At 65.4% G+C, this 15,990-nt stretch carries 17 protein-coding genes; 7 read left to right on the top strand and 10 right to left on the bottom strand.

Annotated features, from left to right (window positions below; genetic code table 11):
- Positions 1–43: 43 nt before the first annotated feature.
- The 4 genes from TZ00_RS03755 to TZ00_RS03770 form a co-directional block, all read right to left on the bottom strand.
- Positions 44–334 (bottom strand): DUF6510 family protein, encoded by a 291-nt coding sequence (locus TZ00_RS03755; protein ID WP_044439471.1) that lies wholly within the window; start codon positions 332–334, stop codon positions 44–46.
- A gap of 1 nt (position 335) precedes the next feature.
- The gene (locus tag TZ00_RS03760; protein ID WP_338010785.1) at positions 336–1,061 is read right to left on the bottom strand and encodes a ferredoxin reductase; all 726 of its coding nucleotides are present in this window, start codon (positions 1,059–1,061) and stop codon (positions 336–338) included.
- The gene (locus TZ00_RS03765) at positions 1,061–1,654 is read right to left on the bottom strand and encodes a sulfite oxidase-like oxidoreductase (protein WP_044439472.1); all 594 of its coding nucleotides are present in this window, start codon (positions 1,652–1,654) and stop codon (positions 1,061–1,063) included. The genes TZ00_RS03760 and TZ00_RS03765 overlap by 1 nt, the downstream gene beginning before the upstream one ends.
- Positions 1,655–1,761: 107 nt before the next feature.
- On the bottom strand, positions 1,762–2,976 hold the full coding sequence (locus TZ00_RS03770; RefSeq protein WP_084605949.1) for an MFS transporter: 1,215 nt from the start codon (positions 2,974–2,976) through the stop codon (positions 1,762–1,764).
- A 137-nt stretch (positions 2,977–3,113) separates the two neighbouring features.
- Here TZ00_RS03770 and TZ00_RS03775 point away from each other — a divergent pair, with 137 nt between their 5' ends.
- From TZ00_RS03775 to TZ00_RS03790, 4 genes are all read left to right on the top strand, one after another.
- Positions 3,114–4,433 carry a sensor histidine kinase gene (locus TZ00_RS03775; protein ID WP_238579571.1) on the top strand — a complete coding sequence of 440 codons (1,320 nt, stop codon included), beginning with the start codon at positions 3,114–3,116 and terminating at the stop codon, positions 4,431–4,433.
- Complete coding sequence (locus tag TZ00_RS03780; RefSeq protein ID WP_044439477.1) at positions 4,430–5,158, top strand: response regulator; 729 nt, start codon at positions 4,430–4,432, stop codon at positions 5,156–5,158. Before TZ00_RS03775 ends, TZ00_RS03780 begins: the two co-directional genes overlap by 4 nt.
- 135 nt (positions 5,159–5,293) lie before the next feature.
- A complete protein-coding gene (locus TZ00_RS03785) occupies positions 5,294–6,178 on the top strand; it encodes an ABC transporter ATP-binding protein (protein ID WP_044439478.1) in 885 nt (294 codons plus the stop codon).
- Positions 6,175–7,272, top strand: coding sequence for an ABC transporter permease (locus TZ00_RS03790; RefSeq protein ID WP_044439480.1), 1,098 nt, complete (start codon positions 6,175–6,177; stop codon positions 7,270–7,272). Before TZ00_RS03785 ends, TZ00_RS03790 begins: the two co-directional genes overlap by 4 nt.
- Before the next feature lie 8 nt (positions 7,273–7,280).
- Here TZ00_RS03790 and TZ00_RS03795 read toward each other — a convergent pair whose 3' ends face one another.
- The 5 genes from TZ00_RS03795 to TZ00_RS03815 all read right to left on the bottom strand — a co-directional run bounded on the left by TZ00_RS03795 (position 7,281) and on the right by TZ00_RS03815 (position 12,696).
- Complete coding sequence (locus tag TZ00_RS03795; RefSeq protein ID WP_044439483.1) at positions 7,281–8,474, bottom strand: ADP-dependent glucokinase/phosphofructokinase; 1,194 nt, start codon at positions 8,472–8,474, stop codon at positions 7,281–7,283.
- A 40-nt stretch (positions 8,475–8,514) separates the two neighbouring features.
- Entirely contained in the window at positions 8,515–9,375 is an 861-nt protein-coding gene (locus TZ00_RS03800; RefSeq protein ID WP_044439485.1) for a ketose-bisphosphate aldolase, read from the bottom strand.
- Positions 9,376–9,440: 65 nt separating this feature from the next.
- The gene (locus TZ00_RS03805; RefSeq protein WP_078714669.1) at positions 9,441–10,358 is read right to left on the bottom strand and encodes a carbohydrate ABC transporter permease; all 918 of its coding nucleotides are present in this window, start codon (positions 10,356–10,358) and stop codon (positions 9,441–9,443) included.
- Between the two features lies 1 nt (position 10,359).
- Positions 10,360–11,295 (bottom strand): carbohydrate ABC transporter permease, encoded by a 936-nt coding sequence (locus TZ00_RS03810; protein WP_238579572.1) that lies wholly within the window; start codon positions 11,293–11,295, stop codon positions 10,360–10,362.
- Between the two features lie 108 nt (positions 11,296–11,403).
- Complete coding sequence (locus TZ00_RS03815; RefSeq protein ID WP_044439487.1) at positions 11,404–12,696, bottom strand: ABC transporter substrate-binding protein; 1,293 nt, start codon at positions 12,694–12,696, stop codon at positions 11,404–11,406.
- Between the two features lie 204 nt (positions 12,697–12,900).
- Between TZ00_RS03815 and TZ00_RS03820 the strand changes: the two genes are divergently transcribed.
- The 3 genes from TZ00_RS03820 to bla all read left to right on the top strand — a co-directional run bounded on the left by TZ00_RS03820 (position 12,901) and on the right by bla (position 15,192).
- Complete coding sequence (locus tag TZ00_RS03820; protein WP_044440220.1) at positions 12,901–13,746, top strand: DeoR/GlpR family DNA-binding transcription regulator; 846 nt, start codon at positions 12,901–12,903, stop codon at positions 13,744–13,746.
- Between the two features lie 4 nt (positions 13,747–13,750).
- Positions 13,751–14,158 carry a nitroreductase/quinone reductase family protein gene (locus TZ00_RS03825; RefSeq protein ID WP_044440222.1) on the top strand — a complete coding sequence of 136 codons (408 nt, stop codon included), beginning with the start codon at positions 13,751–13,753 and terminating at the stop codon, positions 14,156–14,158.
- Between the two features lie 83 nt (positions 14,159–14,241).
- A complete protein-coding gene (bla, locus tag TZ00_RS03830; RefSeq protein ID WP_084605903.1) occupies positions 14,242–15,192 on the top strand; it encodes a class A beta-lactamase in 951 nt (316 codons plus the stop codon).
- A gap of 96 nt (positions 15,193–15,288) precedes the next feature.
- Here bla and TZ00_RS03835 read toward each other — a convergent pair whose 3' ends face one another.
- Positions 15,289–15,924, bottom strand: coding sequence for a histidine phosphatase family protein (locus tag TZ00_RS03835; RefSeq protein ID WP_202965819.1), 636 nt, complete (start codon positions 15,922–15,924; stop codon positions 15,289–15,291).
- Positions 15,925–15,990 lie beyond the last annotated feature (66 nt).

A 15,990-nucleotide genomic window follows, 5' to 3' on the forward strand; every position in this document is an offset into this window, starting at 1 on the left:
TCCAGCAGCTAATGCGCCGAACAGGCGCGCACACGTGGACGTGTCAGGAGGTCGCCGCGTTCAGGCTCTTGAGGCCCGCGAACTCCAGGTACTGCCGCCCATCGCGGCTGATGTATGTGAGCAGCGTATGCCCGCAGGAGCGGCACAGCACGATCACTCCCTCGGCATCCCGCTCGACGACCGCCTCGCTCAGCGCGGCAGCGGTGCCGCAGTGCCGGCACGTGCCGATCGCCGTCGTGATGTCGAGGCGCAGAATCTCGCCGAGAGGACCTGCCGCGGCATTGCCGTCGACGCGGGTCACGGGCACGTTCACCTGATGCGCGTGCTCCGGCATGTCATTTGCCTCCAAATCGCTCGGTCTTGATGCGTTCGGCCGGATGCCCCAGGTCGACCAGGATGCGCGCGACCGCCTCGACGAAACCGGTCGGCCCGCAGACATAGACGAGCGGGTTGTCGGCGACGGGCAGGGTGGATGCCTCGATGTCGGCACGCGTGATGCGTCCGGCCGTGCGCGCGAACCCCTCCGGGGCGGTGCGGGTGTAGACCCAGTCGAGGGCGAAGCTGTCGTCGACGAGTTCTGCCAGCTCCGACGCGTAGTACGCGTCCTCCGGCGCCCGAACCGAGTACAGCATCCGGAACTTCGCTGTGCTCGCGGCCGCCCGGTGGGCCCTGGCGATCGAGACGAGCGGAACGATGCCCGAGCCTCCCGCGATGAGCTGCACCGGTTCGGTCTGGGAGTCGCGCCAGACGAAGAAGTTGCCGAGCGGCCCGCGCACCTCGAGCATGTCGCCTGGCTCGACGTCCTCGACGAGATACGGAGAGACCTCGCCATCGGGAAGCATGTCGACGGCGAGCTCGACGCTCGTGCCCTCGCCGAACGAGGCGATAGAGTACGAGCGCACGGCCTGGTAGCCGTCTTCGGCCGTGAGGCGCAGATCGAGGTGTTGCCCGGCCAGATTGCCGGGCCACTCGGGCACGTCGAGAACAAGAATCCGGCCCTGCGGCGTGACACGCATGGCCCGGGCCACCGTTCCTACAAGCCAGCCGGCGACGATCGCCACTACCAGTACCGCTGCTCTTTCCAGGGGTCGCCGTACATGTTGTAGCCGTTCTGCTCCCAGAATCCCGGGTCGTCGTCGGAGTGCATGCGGATGCCGTGCACCCACTTCGCGCTCTTCCAGAAGTACAGGTGAGGAACCAACAGGCGGGCGGGCCCACCGTGCTCGGGGTCGAGCGGCTCGCCGTCGAACTCGAACGCGATCCAGGCCTTGCCATCGAGAAGGTCTTCGAGCGGCACGTTCGTCGTGTACCCGCCGTACGACTCGATCATCGTGTACGCATCCGAGGTGTCGATGTCTGCGAAGAGGGTGTCGAGCGAGACGCCGCGCCAGCTCGTGCCGAGCTTCGACCAGCGCGTCACGCAGTGGATGTCGGTGTGCACGTCTTCGATGGGCAGAGCCATGAGCTCGTCCCAGCTCCAGGTCGTCACGGCACCGGATTCGGTGGTGATGCTGAAGCTCCAGTCGGCGGTGTCGATGCGGGGCGTGGGACCTGCCGACAGCACCGGGAAGTCTTCGGTGAGGTACTGGCCAGGAGGAAGCTCCGGGTCGGACTCGCGCCTGCGAGCCCCGAAACCGCGGGAGAAGACTGCCATGGTGTGCTCCTTGTTCTGGTGTGGGTGGGTATCGCAGGTGTCTCTATCGATTGTGCCCTAAACGCTGCGATTCGCAGCGGATGACAACTTCTATTGCCGGATCGAATCTATTGCCGGATGGATGCCCGTGCCCGCCTACGCATGAGGGTTCCGGCCGTGACGGTGGCCGCGAGCACGAGCGCCACGAACACGAGCAGCACGGTGGTGGCGGGTGCGAAGGCGAGCGCTGCACCCACGATCAGCACCGGGATCGCGAGGCCTGCGTAGGCGACGAGAAACATAAGCGCGAGCGTCTCGCCCTTTCTCTTCGGATCGGCGAGCGACGCTGCCGTGCCGATGGCCCCCTTGAAAAGCAGGCCCACCCCGAGGCCGGCCACGACGCCACCCCCGATGAACAGCACGATCTGCGGCAGCACCGCGCCGAGCGCAATGAGCAGAAGACCCGTGGCGCACGCCGTGATGGCGATAGTGAGCTGTCGGTGCATGGCTACCGGGGTGAGCAGGATCTGCCCAGCGGCCGCCGCGGCGAAGACGGCGAACGATGTGGCCCCGGCCAGAAGGTGGTCGCCGGCCTGAAAAGTCGTCGCCAGGAAGGTCGGCGCCAACGACGTGAAGAGCCCGAAGACCGCGAAGCCGGAGAATGCGCCGAACGCGGCGATCACGAACGGTCGCTTCGCCCCTGGAGGAACCGAGAGCTTCTGCGGGCGATACGGGGGACGCTCATCGGGAACCTCGACCGTTTCGGGCACGAGCATCAGGGCGACCGCGGCCACGATCAACACGAGCAGGAAGACGAGGTGGGGAAGCACGAGCGGGTTGGGCAGGAACTCGGCGAAGAGGCCGCCGATGAGCGGCCCGAGAGACAGGCCGCCCAGGTTGGCCGCGCCCGATACGGATGCCGCGACCACGGTGTTCTCGTTCGGCCTGGCCGTCGCGCGCAACTCGCCGAGATGCGCCGTGGCCGTGGCGGTGAGCATGCCGATGCTCGCGCCGTTGACGAGCCGGGCGACGATGAGCCCCGGCACCTCGGGAAAGAGGAGGAAGAGTACGGCCGACAGGGCGGAGATCAGCACCGCGACCACGAGCACGCGGCGGCGGCCCAGCCAGTCGCTGACATGCCCGGCGAGATACAGGCTCACGATCACGCCCACCGCATAGGCGGCGAAGATCATCGTGATCACGAACGCCGGGAAGCCGTCTCGTTGCTGATAAAGCGGGTACAGCGGTGTAGGAACGGTCGAGTAGGCCATGACCAGGAGAAATGTCACCGCGACGATCCAGAAACCTGCTCCGTGTCGAACGGCGGGGATGCGACGGGGCATGGGTGCGTCGGTTCCTTTCGGCGAGTGCGGCACGGCTCTTCCAGATCGTCCAGTACACGCTATCCGTTCGTCGATGCGATCGTGCCTCCCTCTGCAGGCGGAGGTGGCGCGGCGCAGCGTTCGCTAGCGTGAGTGCTGTGACGAACAGCAGGGTGGATGCGCTCGACGACGGATGGCTGCGCCCCCGACCGTCGCGGCGCGAGTACCGCGCCGACGCCATTCTTGCCATCGTGATCTTCGCGCTCAGCCTGGGCAGCCTCGAACTTTACGACTCGGCAGGCTTCTACACTGACCCGGCACCGCCCTGGCTCGGCGTGGTGATGGTGCTGCTTCAGAGCGTGGCTCTCGCGGTTCGGCGAAGGCTGCCTGTCACCGTTCTGATCGTCTGCGCCACCGTGTTCATGGGCATGCAGCTGCTGCACGTGCCCGAGATTCTCTTCACCAACATCGCCTTCTTCATCGCCATGTACACGGCGGGTGCCTGGGGCAGGAACCGGCGACTCGCGATGGTCTCGCGACTCGTGGTGATCGTCGCCATGTTCGTGTGGCTGTTCAGCGCCCTGCTGGGCGCGACGTTCGCCGCGGCCTTCGCAGACAAGGATGCCGTGGGCTCGGTCTCGCCGGCCGTCGCCGTCGGGCTCGTGACGATTCTGCAGAACCTGCTCTACTTCGGCGGCGCCTACTACTTCGGCAACAGGGCCTGGGTTGCGGCCCGCGAGCGCGCCGCTCTGCAGGTTCGAACCGAGCAGCTCGCCGAGGCGCGGGAGCGCACCGCTGCGCAGGCTGTGTCGCTCGAGCGCCTGCGCATCGCCCGCGAGCTGCACGACGTCGTCGCGCACCACGTCTCGGTGATGGGCGTTCAGGCGGGCGCCGCCCGTCGGGTGCTGCAGCGCGACCCTCAGCAGGCCGCCGAGTCGCTCTCGGCCATCGAGTCGAGCGCGCGCGAGGCCGTCGACGAGCTGCATCGTATGCTCACCACCCTGCGCGACGACAGCCGCCCGAGCAGCGGCTCGACGGTTCCGACAGACGAACCGAGCACGCACGGAGTCGAACAGCTCCACGATCTGCTCGACGATGCCCGCTCGGCGGGCCTCGCGGCACAACTCACCATCGTCGGCGAGCCGCGCCCACTGTCTGCGCTGGTCTCGATCACGGTCTATCGCGTGGTGCAGGAGGCGGTCACGAATGCCATCAAGCACGCGGGGCAGTCCGCCACCATCGACGTGCGGCTGCGCTACCGCGAGCTTTCGGTCGAGGTGGAGGTCACCGATTCCGGCGGCACGCCGGCGCGTGGCGGAGTACAGGGCTCCGGTCTCGGCATCGTGGGCATGCGCGAGCGGCTCGCGGCAGTTGGTGGCACCCTCCAGGCCGGACCTCGTGCACGCGGAGGCTATCTCGTGCGCGCCGACATCCCCGCCGGTGTGGCAGTCGCACGCTCGAGGGAGGCGGCACAGTGACTGACACCGAGATCCGAGTGCTGCTCGTCGACGATCAGGATCTGCTGCGCAGCGGCATTCGCATCATTCTCGAGAGCGAACCGGGCATCGTGGTCGTGGGCGAGGCCCGCGACGGGCACAGCGCTCTCGAGCGCATCCGGCAGGTCTCGCCCGACGTGGTCTGCCTCGACGTGCAGATGCCCGGCATGGACGGGCTCACCGCGACGCGCCTGATCACGGCCCTCGAACATCCGCCCGCCGTGCTCGTTCTCACCACCTTCGATCGCGACGACTACCTCTTCGCGGCGCTCGAGGGCGGCGCGAGTGGCTTTCTGCTCAAGAACAGCACACCCGAGCAGCTCGTCGATGCGGTGCAGATCGTTGCGCGCGGTGACGCTCTGTTGAGCCCGGATGTCACGCGGCGGGTCATCGAGCGCTTCACGCAGGGCGGCGGCGATTGGGGTTCCTCGATCGAGGGGCAGGGCTCGGATGCCGCGGGCTCGGCCTCGGAGGCCACCCGCACCGCGGCCGCCGCGAAGGTCGCAGAACTCACGGCCAGAGAGAGCGACGTTCTGGGCCTCGTCGCGCGCGGAATGAGCAACGCTGAGATCGCGTCGCAGCTGTTCCTGGGCGAGGCCACTGTGAAGACCCACGTCTCGAAGGTGCTGCAGAAGCTCGGGGTGCGCGATCGCATCCAGGCCGTGGTCTTCGCCTACGAGCACGGCATCGCGGTGCCCGGCGCCTGAGAAGCCCCGCGGTAGGCGCTACTGTCTCCACCTCGGGGTGGAGGGCCGGCAGATATGTGGCGGAGGGTGCCCGCCTCTCGGGGGATGTGACCATGCGCGGGCCTGAATAGCGTGGAGGAAACGGAAGGATCCTTCATGCTGCAGATCGACGGAGTCACCAAACGCTACGGCGACCGCACCGCCCTCGATGCGGTGACGTTCGAGGTCGGCGATGGTCGTCTCACCGGATTCGTGGGAGGCAATGGCGCCGGCAAGACCACGACCATGCGCATCATTCTGGGAGTGCTCAGCGCCGACTCCGGAACCGTGCGCCTGGGCGGCTCCACCCTTGGACCGGCCGATCGACGCCGTTTCGGATACATGCCAGAGGAGCGCGGTCTCTACGCCAAGATGAAGGTCGCCGAGCAGCTCGTCTACCTCGCCCGGCTGCACGGGGTCTCGCGGCGCGACGCCGAGGCGAGCACCGCGGATCTGCTCGAACGGCTCGAGCTGGCCGAGCGCCGCGACGACACTGTCGAAAGCCTGTCGCTCGGAAACCAGCAGCGCGCCCAGATCGCCGCGGCGCTGGTGCACTCGCCCGAGGTTCTCATTCTCGACGAGCCATTCTCGGGTCTCGACCCGATGGCCGTCGAGACGGTGCTCGGCGTGCTGCACGACGTGGCGAAGCGGGGCGCGCCCGTTCTGTTCTCGTCGCACCAGCTGGATGTCGTCGAGCGGCTCTGCGATGACGTGGTCGTGATCGCGAACGGCCAGATCAGGGCCAGCGGTTCGAAGCAGAAGCTGCACGACGACAACGCGGTGCGACAGTTCGAGCTGCTCGTCGCATCCGATGCCGCCTGGGTGCGCGAGATGCCGGGCGTCACCGTTCTCGACTTCGACGGAGGCTACGCCCTCTTCGAGGCCGACGACGACGAGGCGGCCCAGGGCGTGCTGCGGCGCGCACTGCAGCAGGGCCCGGTCGCGAGCTTCGCGCCGAAACATCGATCACTCACCGAGATCTTCAAGGAGGTCGTGAAATGACCATCGCCGACACCCGGGCCAACACCTTTGGCCAGAGCGCGGCGCTCGTCGCCGGCCGCGAAGTGAGGATGCGCCTGCGCAGCAAAGCCTTCATCATCTCGTCGGTGATTCTGCTGCTCGCGGTCATCGCCTCGATCGTTGCCGGAAGCATCTTCGGCGCATCCGCCTCGAGCGCCACGACCCGCGTGGCCGTGGTCGGTGACGCCCAGGCGCTCGCGCAGGTCTCGTCGCTCGACGTCACCGAGGTCGGCAGCGTCGACGATGCCGAGCAGCTCGTGCGAGCCGGCGATGTCGAGGCCGCGATCGTTCCCGGGGAGGGGCCTACGGGCATCCGGATTCTCGCTCTCGACGAGGCACCCGGCAACCTCGTTCAGCTGCTGAGCGCCAGCCCAGAGGTGACGCTGCTCGAGCCCGCCGACCAGAACGGATCGCTCGCCTACCTCGTGGGCCTCGGCTTCGGAATCGTGTTCTTCATGGCCGCCACCCTGTTCGGCACGACGATCGCGCAGAGCGTCGTCGAAGAGAAGTCGACGAGGGTCGTCGAGATTCTGATGTCGGCGATCTCGGCGCGCGCGCTGCTGGCCGGCAAGGTGATCGGAAACACGATCCTCGCCTTAGGCCAGATCGTGCTGATTGCCCTGGCGGCGATCGTGGGGCTGGTGGTCACGGGCCAGGATGCGCTGCTCGGCGACCTGGGACCCTCGATCGTCTGGTTCGTCGTGTTCTTCGCCGTGGGCTTTGTGCTGCTCGCAGCCCTGTTCGCATCGGCCGCAGCGCTGGTGTCGCGGCAGGAGGACATCGGATCGGTGACCACCCCGGTGATGATGCTGGTCATGATTCCGTACTTCTTGATCGTGCTCGCCTGGGACAACGATCTGATTCTCACGATCATGTCGTACGTGCCGTTCTCGGCGCCGATCGGCATGCCCATGCGCATCTATCTCGGAACGGCCGAGTGGTGGGAGCCGCTGCTGTCGCTGCTCATCATTCTCGCCACGACCGTGGTGGTCGTGCTCTTCGGGTCGAAGATCTACGCGAACTCGCTGCTGCGCACGGGTGCCAGGGTGAAGATCATGGAGGCGCTGCGCGGCTGAGGGTCGGTCTAACGACCGCGCCGTGCGATCGCCGCGATGAAGCCGCCGACGAAGGTGTCGCCCAGACCGATGGTGGTGGGTTGCGCGACCGTGAGCAGAAACGCGGGAACACAGCACACCTCGGCGCCCAGCCGGTCCCGGATGCCGTGGGCGAAGTCGGCGCCCAGCGGGTTGACCGGCAGCAGGCCCGTCTGCTCGTAGTTGCGCTCGGTGAAGCCGTCGCCGCGCACATAGCGCGTGCTGGCCATCTGGATCGCACCGCGCAGCGCATCCTCGTAGTCGTCGGCGCGTGCACCCAACGCCAGCGACCAGAACTTGGTGTGCACCACGAGGAGGGCTGCGGGAATGAGCTCGCGGAGCTCGCCGAGCGCCACGGCCATCTCGTCGACATCGAGCAGATCGAGTGCGCGACCGACGTAGGCCTGCATCTCGTCTTCGTTCATGCTGTAGACGTCGATGCGCTCGAGCAGGGCCTCGCGCACGTGGCGGCTGAGGGTGGGCACGTGGAAGCCGGCGTCTTCGTAGAAGACCAGCGCGTCGTTCGGCAGGTGGCTCAGGTGTCGACGCATGTCGTCGAGCCGTCGCAGCAGCAGTTCCTCACTCTGGATGCTGTTGAACCCCGAGATCATAAAAAGCTCGGCCCGTTCGAGGCTGGCCCCGAGGTCGTCGCTGAGCACGAGCTCGGCATTCGGAGGATCGTTCGCGAAGATCACCCGATTGGCGTGCGGTGAGCGCAGTTCGAGTTCGCCCACGCGCACCCTGCTGCCCTCGACGAACTGAACGATGAGATGAGGGTCGAGCGTGTCGCGCTCGGCGCTCGAGATGTAGGCCGACTCGCGGGGGAGGAGCCTTCGCACATTGTCATCGATGCTCACGAGGTGCAGGGTGCACGAGACCCCCACGGCCTCCATGGCGTAGGCGGCCCGCACGCCCGTTCCGCCGAGGGTGATGCGCCGCTCGAAGCGGGCGGCGAACTGCTCGACGGTGCGAGAGGAGGCGACGAATCGCTCTCCTCCCGCACCGTCTTTCACGAATGCGAGCAGCGCGATGAGCAGATCGCGTTCGCTGCGGATCGCGATGAGGCGAGAGAGCTCCGACGCCTGGATGGCGTACTCGAGAACCAGATTGTCGATCACCCGGGAGTCCCAGACAATCTCGTAGTCCACGGTTCCGCCGAGGCCCAGTACGAGCTTCTCATTCATCGTGTTATCGCATTCCTTAGCTGGAGGGCGGGCAGTTCGATCAGTACAGTTTGGCCTTTCCGGCCGCGTTGAACAGATCGATCTTCTGAGCGGCTGTGACCTTCATGGCAGCGATCGACGGCGGCTGGATGGTGTTGGGCTCGCGAACGCCCGCATCCGCCAGCACCTCCCGCATCTTGTTGTGGTAGCTCGCCTTGATGTCGGAAGAGATGTTGATCTTGTTCACGCCGAGCTTGACCGATTCGCCGATCTCATTGTCGGGGTTGTTCGATCCGCCGTGCAGCACGAGGGGGATGTTGACCTTCGCCTTGATGCGCTTGAGCAGCTCGAGCTTGAGCTCGGGCTTCATGCTCGCCGGGTAGATCCCGTGGCTGGTACCGATGGCGATGGCCAGGCTGTCGACGCCGGTGGACTCGACGAACGTCACCGCTTCGTCGGGCTCCGTGTAGATGATCGACGCGGCGCCGTCTTCAGCCTCGTTGTCGGTCTTGCCGATCGTGCCGAGCTCTCCCTCGACAGAGACGCCAACGGCGTGGGCGGTGTCGACGACCTTCTTCGTGATGGCGATGTTCTCGTCGAACGGCAGCATCGAGCCGTCGATCATGACCGACGTGAAGCCGCTCTGAATCGCGAGCAGCACCTGCTCGTAGCTCGCGCCGTGGTCGAGGTGGATGGTCACCGGCACGCTAGAGCGGTTCGCCCGAGCGATGATCGCGGGCAGCACGTCGGTGCCGAGGTGGCTCAGCTCGTCGGGGTGGATGGCGATGAGCAGGGGCGACTGCTTCTCTTCGCTGATCTCGAAGAGGCCGTTCATCATGGCGTAGTCGCTGACGTTGAACGCCGGCACAGCGAAGTTGTTCGCGTTGGCGACGTCGAGAAGGTCTTTTCCGGATACGAGCATTGTGGGTTTTCTCCTTGTTTTGTGGTGAGGCAGTGTTGGCGAGGAAGTAGTGACGAGAAAGGGGGTCAGCTCTTGACGGCGCCGGCGGTCATACCGCCGATGAAATAGCGCTGGAAGAAGAGGAAGAGGATGAGCACGGGAATGCAGCCGAGGATGCTCATCGCCATCATTTCGTTCCACTGGTAGGAGTTCTGACCCATGAGCAGCTGGATGCCGATGGGCACCGTGCGCATGTCCTCCGTGCGGGTGAGCGTGAGGGCGAAGAGATACTCGTTCCACGCGATCATGAACGTGTAGACGCCCACCGAGACGATGCCGGGAATCGAGATCGGCACCAGGATGCGCCAGAGCACGGTGAGCGGGCCGGCCCCATCCATGCGGGCTGCTTCGTCGAGTTCCTTCGGCAGGGTGTTGAAGTAGCCGGTCATCATGATGATCGCGTAGGGAAGCGTGAACACCAGATAGGTGAGAATCAGGCCCTGATAGGTGTTGTAGAGGCCCAGCACCACCATGAGTCCGAAGAACGGAATCAGCAGCGTGATCGGCGGAACCGCCTGGATGCTCACGATGATCATGTTGATCGGGCGCTTGCCCTTGAACTCGTAGCGGCTGAACGCGTACGAGGCGAGGATCGCCACGATCAGCGTCAGAGCGGTGACCGCCAGTGAGACGACGTAGCTGTTGATGAAGAAGCGCACCTTCGTCGGGTCGGTGAGGATCGTGATGTAGGCGTCGAACGAGAAGGTCGAGGTGATCAGCTGCGGCGGGTACGCGAAGATCTCGGTGTTCGGCTTGAACGAGCTCGAGGCCATCCAGAGGATCGGGAAGGCGGCGAAGGCCGCACCCGTCAGCAGCAGCAGGATGATGACGACCTTCGCGAGTCGCTCCTTCGGCCGGCGCCGCGGCTTCTGCGCGAGCGGGCGTCGGGCGCCATCCGGTGAGTTGCGTACGGCCGAAGTCTGTTTCTGGGCGAATGTCGTCATGTCAGTCACGCGCTTTCTGGTGACGCACGTAGAAGAACGCGAGCACCATGGTGAGAAGAAGGATGAGCACGGCGCTCGCGGAGGCGACGGAGAACTCGTAGCGGCTGAAGGCGAGCTTGTAGGTGTAGGTGCTGAGCATCTCGGTGACGTTGACAGGGCCGCCGCCGGTGGTCATCCAGATGAGGGCGAACTGCTGCGAGGTCCAGATGATGTCGAGCACGCTCATGCTGATGATGATCGGCTTGAGCTGCGGCAGGGTCACGTTCCAGAAACGCTGAAATGCGGATGCGCCGTCGACCCGGGCCGCCTCGTACAGGTCGGCGGGCACGCCCTGCAGACCGGCGAGGAGGGTGACCATGTAGAAGGAGTAGCCGGCCCAGATGTTGATGAACGTCACGGCGAGCAGCGCGGTCTCCGGAGACGACAGCCACTCGATGCCCTTGTCGGTCAGGCCGAGCGAGATGAGAATGTAGTTGATGACGCCGTTCGGATTCAGCATCAGGCGCCAGAGCACCGCGATGATGGCGACCGTGAACAGCCACGGCAAGATGTAGACGACTCGGAAGAGCGCCTTGGTGACGTTGCCGACGAGCGGCGAGTTCAGCAGCATGGCGAAGCCGAGGCCCAGCAGCAGGTGCGCAGCGACGCTGACAAGCGTGAAGAAGAGGGTGTTGCCGGTCGCGGTGCGGAACACCGGGTCGTTCAGCACCTCGACGTAGTTGTCGATGCCGACGAACACCGGGTTCTTGTTCGTGATCACGTTGTCCATGAACGAATAGCCGATGACCATGATCACCGGAATGAGCATGAGCACGAGCATCACGATGACGGTCGGCGAGAGGAACGCGTAGGGGGTCAGCTTGCGTGCGGTGGGGGCCCACCTGGAGGTGCTGCGCTTCGTGCTGCCCGGTCTGACGACGGTGTTAGTCGCGGCCACTGCACTTGCCTTTCTGTTGGTGGGGGTGGCCGCGCCGCGGTAGTCCCTTTCTGTAAGGGCTGGCCGCGGCGCGGCCGTCAATCGACGGGTGTTTGTGAGGCGAAGAGGCTAGAACTCCCCGACCCACGCATCCTGGGCCTTCTTGAGGCCGTCGTCGACCGATTCGTCTCCCTGCAGAATCGCCTGGAGCTGCTCATCGAAGAGGCGCATCAGCTGCTCTGCAACCGGCAATCCGACGAACTCGTTGGCGGGCTTGCCCTTGGAGTAGATGTCGAAAGCCTGCTTGAACAGCGGGTCGCTCGACGAGAAGTCGGGCACGCTCTTCGTGTTGCCGGGGAACGCGTTGGCGAGGGTCGACAGCTTGGAGTTCGTCTTCTCGTTCATCAGGAACTGAACGAGCTTCCAGGACTCGGCGGGGTGCTTGCTGCTCGCCGACACTCCAATGCCCCACGAGGCGTAGGGGATGCCTCGTTCGCCCGTGAAACCGTCTTTTGCAGGAATCGCGGAGATGCTGAACTTGAGGTCGGGGTTCGACTTGCGGATCAGATCGATGTGCGACAGCGAGTCGATCATCATGCCGACGCGGCCGTTGGTGAACTCCTCGACCTTGTCCTGTTCCTTCATCGTGGCCGAACCGGGTGCGATCACGCCGGCGTCGTTCAGGCTCTTGATGTAGTCCACGGCGCTCGTGACATCTTTGTTGGTGACGTCAGGCTTGCCGTCTTTCAGCATGGTTCCGCCCGACGACCAGACCCACGACATCACGTCGTTCTGGATGCCGTTCGGGGCCTCGCTCGAAAGTGGCAGGACCCATCCGCTCGTGTTGTCGCCGAGCGCCGTCACGGCCTTCGCGGCGGTCTCGAACTCGGTTCGGGTCGACGGCGGGGCGGTGACTCCGGCCTTCGCCAGCAGGTCGTCGTTCGTGAAGAGCGGGTAGACGAAGTTGACCACGGGGATCATCTGCGTCTTGCCATCGACCTTGATCGTGCTGGCGAGTTCACTGTCGTCGTACTTGGCGTCCTTCATCAGTGTGCTGAGGTCGGCGAGGGCGCCCTGCTTGGCGAAGTCGCTGACCCACGCGCCGTCGAGCCCGACGACGTCGGACATCGTGCCCGCCGCTGCGCCCGCGAAGAGCTGCTCTTTGGTGGAGGCGTAGGGACCGCTGAGCAGCTTGACCTTGATGCCGGGGTTCTCTGACTCGAAGGTGTCCATCAGGGCGCGCAGCGCGCCATCGGGCAGTTCCGGTTCCCACCACTGCGCGAGTTCGATGGTGACGTCGCCGCCACTCGAGGTGGACGTGTCAGTTCCGGCGCCTGACGAGCAGCCGGTGATGAGGGTGAGGGCCGCGGCGGCGGCCACGGCTGTGGTGATGCCTCTTCTAAAGCGAGCTTCTTTGCTCATGTCTCTCCTATGAGGTGCGGGATCGTGCTGTTGAATGCGCTTTTGTGCGCCTTATTGTTGTGACAGTAGTCCTATGCGAGGTTTAACGCAAGTAATCGCATCCGACTGCATTCTTGTGCGCCTTTCTCGCCTGTTATGGCAAAAGTGCCTTCGACGTCGGACAACCGGTTGCGTATTTCTGCAGTGTTCTGCTACAAATCAGACGTGGCCGACTCATTTTCTCTCTCAGACGGCGACGATCAGCCCCTTCGGCTTCCTGCCGGGCGCAAGGCCGATCTCGCAGCTTACGTAAACGAGGTGGGCGAGGTCACGGTGTCGACGCTCGCCACCCGCTTCGGTGTTTCCGCCGATACGGTCCGGCGAGACCTCGATCGACTCGACGCCGACGGCTTTCTCGTGCGAACACACGGAGGCGCGGTGAGCATCGCGGTGATGCCGTCGACCGAGAAGAAGCTCGACGTGCGCCTTCGCCTGCAGCGGTCGGCCAAGGAGAAGATCGGTGCCTTGGCGGCGGGTCTCGTTGAGAACGGGTCGGTCGTTATGATCAACGCAGGCACTACGACGCTCGCCGTGGTGAGGCATCTCGAAGATCATCGCGAGTTGACCATCGCCACGAATAACCTGCGCATCCCGACCGAGATCTCGCCCAAGGTCTGCCGAGACCTCTATGTCTTCGGCGGAGCAGTGAGACTGAGTGGGCAGGCAACGATCGGTCCGATCGGTTTTCAGTTCTCGGATTCGGGAAATGACCTCGATCTGCACTGCGACCTCGCCCTCATCTCGGTCGGCGCGGTCTCGGCCGAGAGCGGATTCTCGACCAGCAACCTTGCAGAGGCGCTGATGATGAGCGAGATGATCTCGCGGGCCACGAAGGTCGCCATTCTGGCCGACTCCTCGAAGTTCGACCGTCGGCTCTTCGCGCAGGTGGCCGATCTGGCCAGCGTCGACTATTTCGTCACTGATGTGGCGCCGGCGGCAGAACTCGGCGACGCTCTCCGCGAGAACGGCGTCGAGGTTCTTCTGCCGCCGAGCGTCGATGCCGCAGACTGAGAACATGAGCAGTTTCAACGACCAGATCATTCAGGAGTTTCGCGACAATGGCGGCCACGTCGAGACCGCTGGCTTCGGCGACAAGCTGATTCTGCTGCACACGCGGGGTGCGCGCACCGGTGAGGAACGGGTGGCACCGACGATGGCGCTGCGCGATGAAGACTCCTGGGTCGTCTACGCGTCGAAGGCCGGAGCGCCGGAGCACCCGGCCTGGTATTTCAATCTCATCGAGAACCCCGACATCACCATCGAGACCCCGCAAGGCCTGGTCGACGTCACGGCTCATGAACTGCACGGCGACGAGCGCGACGCCGCCTGGAACCAGGTCGTGGCGGTCGCACCCGGCTTCGCCGACTATCAGGTCAAGGCGGGCGAGCGCGTCATTCCGGTCTTCAGGCTCACTCCGCGGTAGCCGCCCGCGTTCCCTGAGTCTGCCGAAGAGCACCCCGCGCACCCCCATGTGACAGCGTGCGGCCGGGCTGGCACACTCGAGGAATGAGATCGAGCTCCCGACCTGCGCATCGCATCCGATCCGGCGGTCTGGGGGTCGCGGCAGGCGTGGCCGTTCTCGTGCTGCTGGGCGGATGCGCGGCATCCGAGGCCCCAGCAGCATCGCAGACCGTGTCTGCGCCCGCGACCTCGGCGTCGCCGACAGCGCCGAGCGACCCCACGCCCGCCTTCGCGCAGCTCGAGCAGGAGTTCGACGCTCGCCTCGGCATCTACGCGCTCGATCCGGACACTCGAGCCGAGGTCGCCTATCGTGCCGATGAGAGGTTCGCCTACGCCTCGACCTTCAAGGCCCTCGCGGCCGGAATCCTCCTGAAGACGGTGTCCGACGATGAACTCGACGGACTCATCACCTACGACGCGGGTGATCTGCTTCCGAACTCGCCGGTCACCGAGGCGAACGTCGACAACGGCATGACGCTGCGTGCGGTGGCCGAGGCCGCCGTGCGATTCAGTGACAACACCGCCGGCAACATCATGCTCGAACGCCTCGGCGGGCCTGAGGGATTCACCCAGGCTCTGCGTGAGCTCGGCGACACCACGAGCAGCTCCGACCGTATCGAGACAGAGCTCAACAGCGCGATCCCTGGCGACACCCGCGACACGACGACTCCGCGCGCGTTCGCGCTCGATCTCGCGACGCTCCTCACCACCGATGCTCTGGGGGCGGCGCAGCAGTCGCAGCTCATCGATTGGATGACCGGCAACGCCACCGGTGCCGAGTTGATCACCGCGGGTCTGGATGCCGGATGGTCGGTCGCAGACAAGTCGGGCGCCGGGGCGTATGGCACACGCAACGACATCGCACTTCTGTGGCCCCCGAGTGGTTCGCCGATCGTGCTCGTCGTGATGTCGAACCGCCCCACCGAAGATGCCGACTACGACAACGCTCTGATCGCACGTGCCGCGGAGGCGGCTCTCGCGGGCCTGGGCTACTGAGCCGCGCTACGAATCCGCGCCCGTTCGGTACGGATGCCGCCAGTCGGCCGGCAGCGAATGCGCCGCAGGGGCGCGGATGCCGGGTGAGGCCGGGGATCACGCCACAGGCTCGCCCTGCCAGGTCTCCACGTGCCATCCCGCGGTGGGGCTGCCGGTGAGCACCACGATGCCCGTGTTCGCCAGGCCGTGGGTCGATGTGAACTCGGGGCCGAGATTGTCTGCTCGGCCGGCCACCCACACGCGGATCGCGGCGTCGTGGTCGACGATCGCGACCGTGTCGCCATCCGGTCGGTCGCCCGATGAAGTCTGGTGAGACTGCCAGATCTCGGCGATGCCGCGGTCGAAGCGCTCGAAGAAGTGGTCGCCACTGAATCCGCCGGGAACGGTGGCCGTGAAGTCGCCCTGCGCCCAGACCTGCATTGGCAGCGCGTATGCCGACATCGCCTCGTGGTCGCTGCGGTCTTCGAGGTCGCCCGCCTCGATCTCGTGGATGCCCCCGATCACCGTCACGGACAGGCCCGTCTGGCGCGCCAGGGGCTCGGCCGTGAGCTGGGTGCGGTGAAGAGTGGATGCGTAGAGGCCGTCGAGAGGCACGTCACGCAGCGCGTCGGCGAGGGCTTCGGCCTGTTCGCGGCCACGAGCGGTGAGTTCGGGGCCGGGCTGGGTCGTCGACAGGATGCCGGATTCGTTCGCAGTGGACTCGGCGTGCCGAATGAGGAGGATTCGAATCAAGGAGTTCTCTATTGAATTCCATGTGTGCGACATAGACTCAGCCTAGCGATGCCCCTCGTTTCGGGG

Origin of the sequence: Agreia bicolorata, from assembly GCF_000938265.1 — a bacterium.
In the GTDB taxonomy this organism is placed as follows: Bacteria; Actinomycetota; Actinomycetes; order Actinomycetales; family Microbacteriaceae; genus Agreia; species Agreia bicolorata.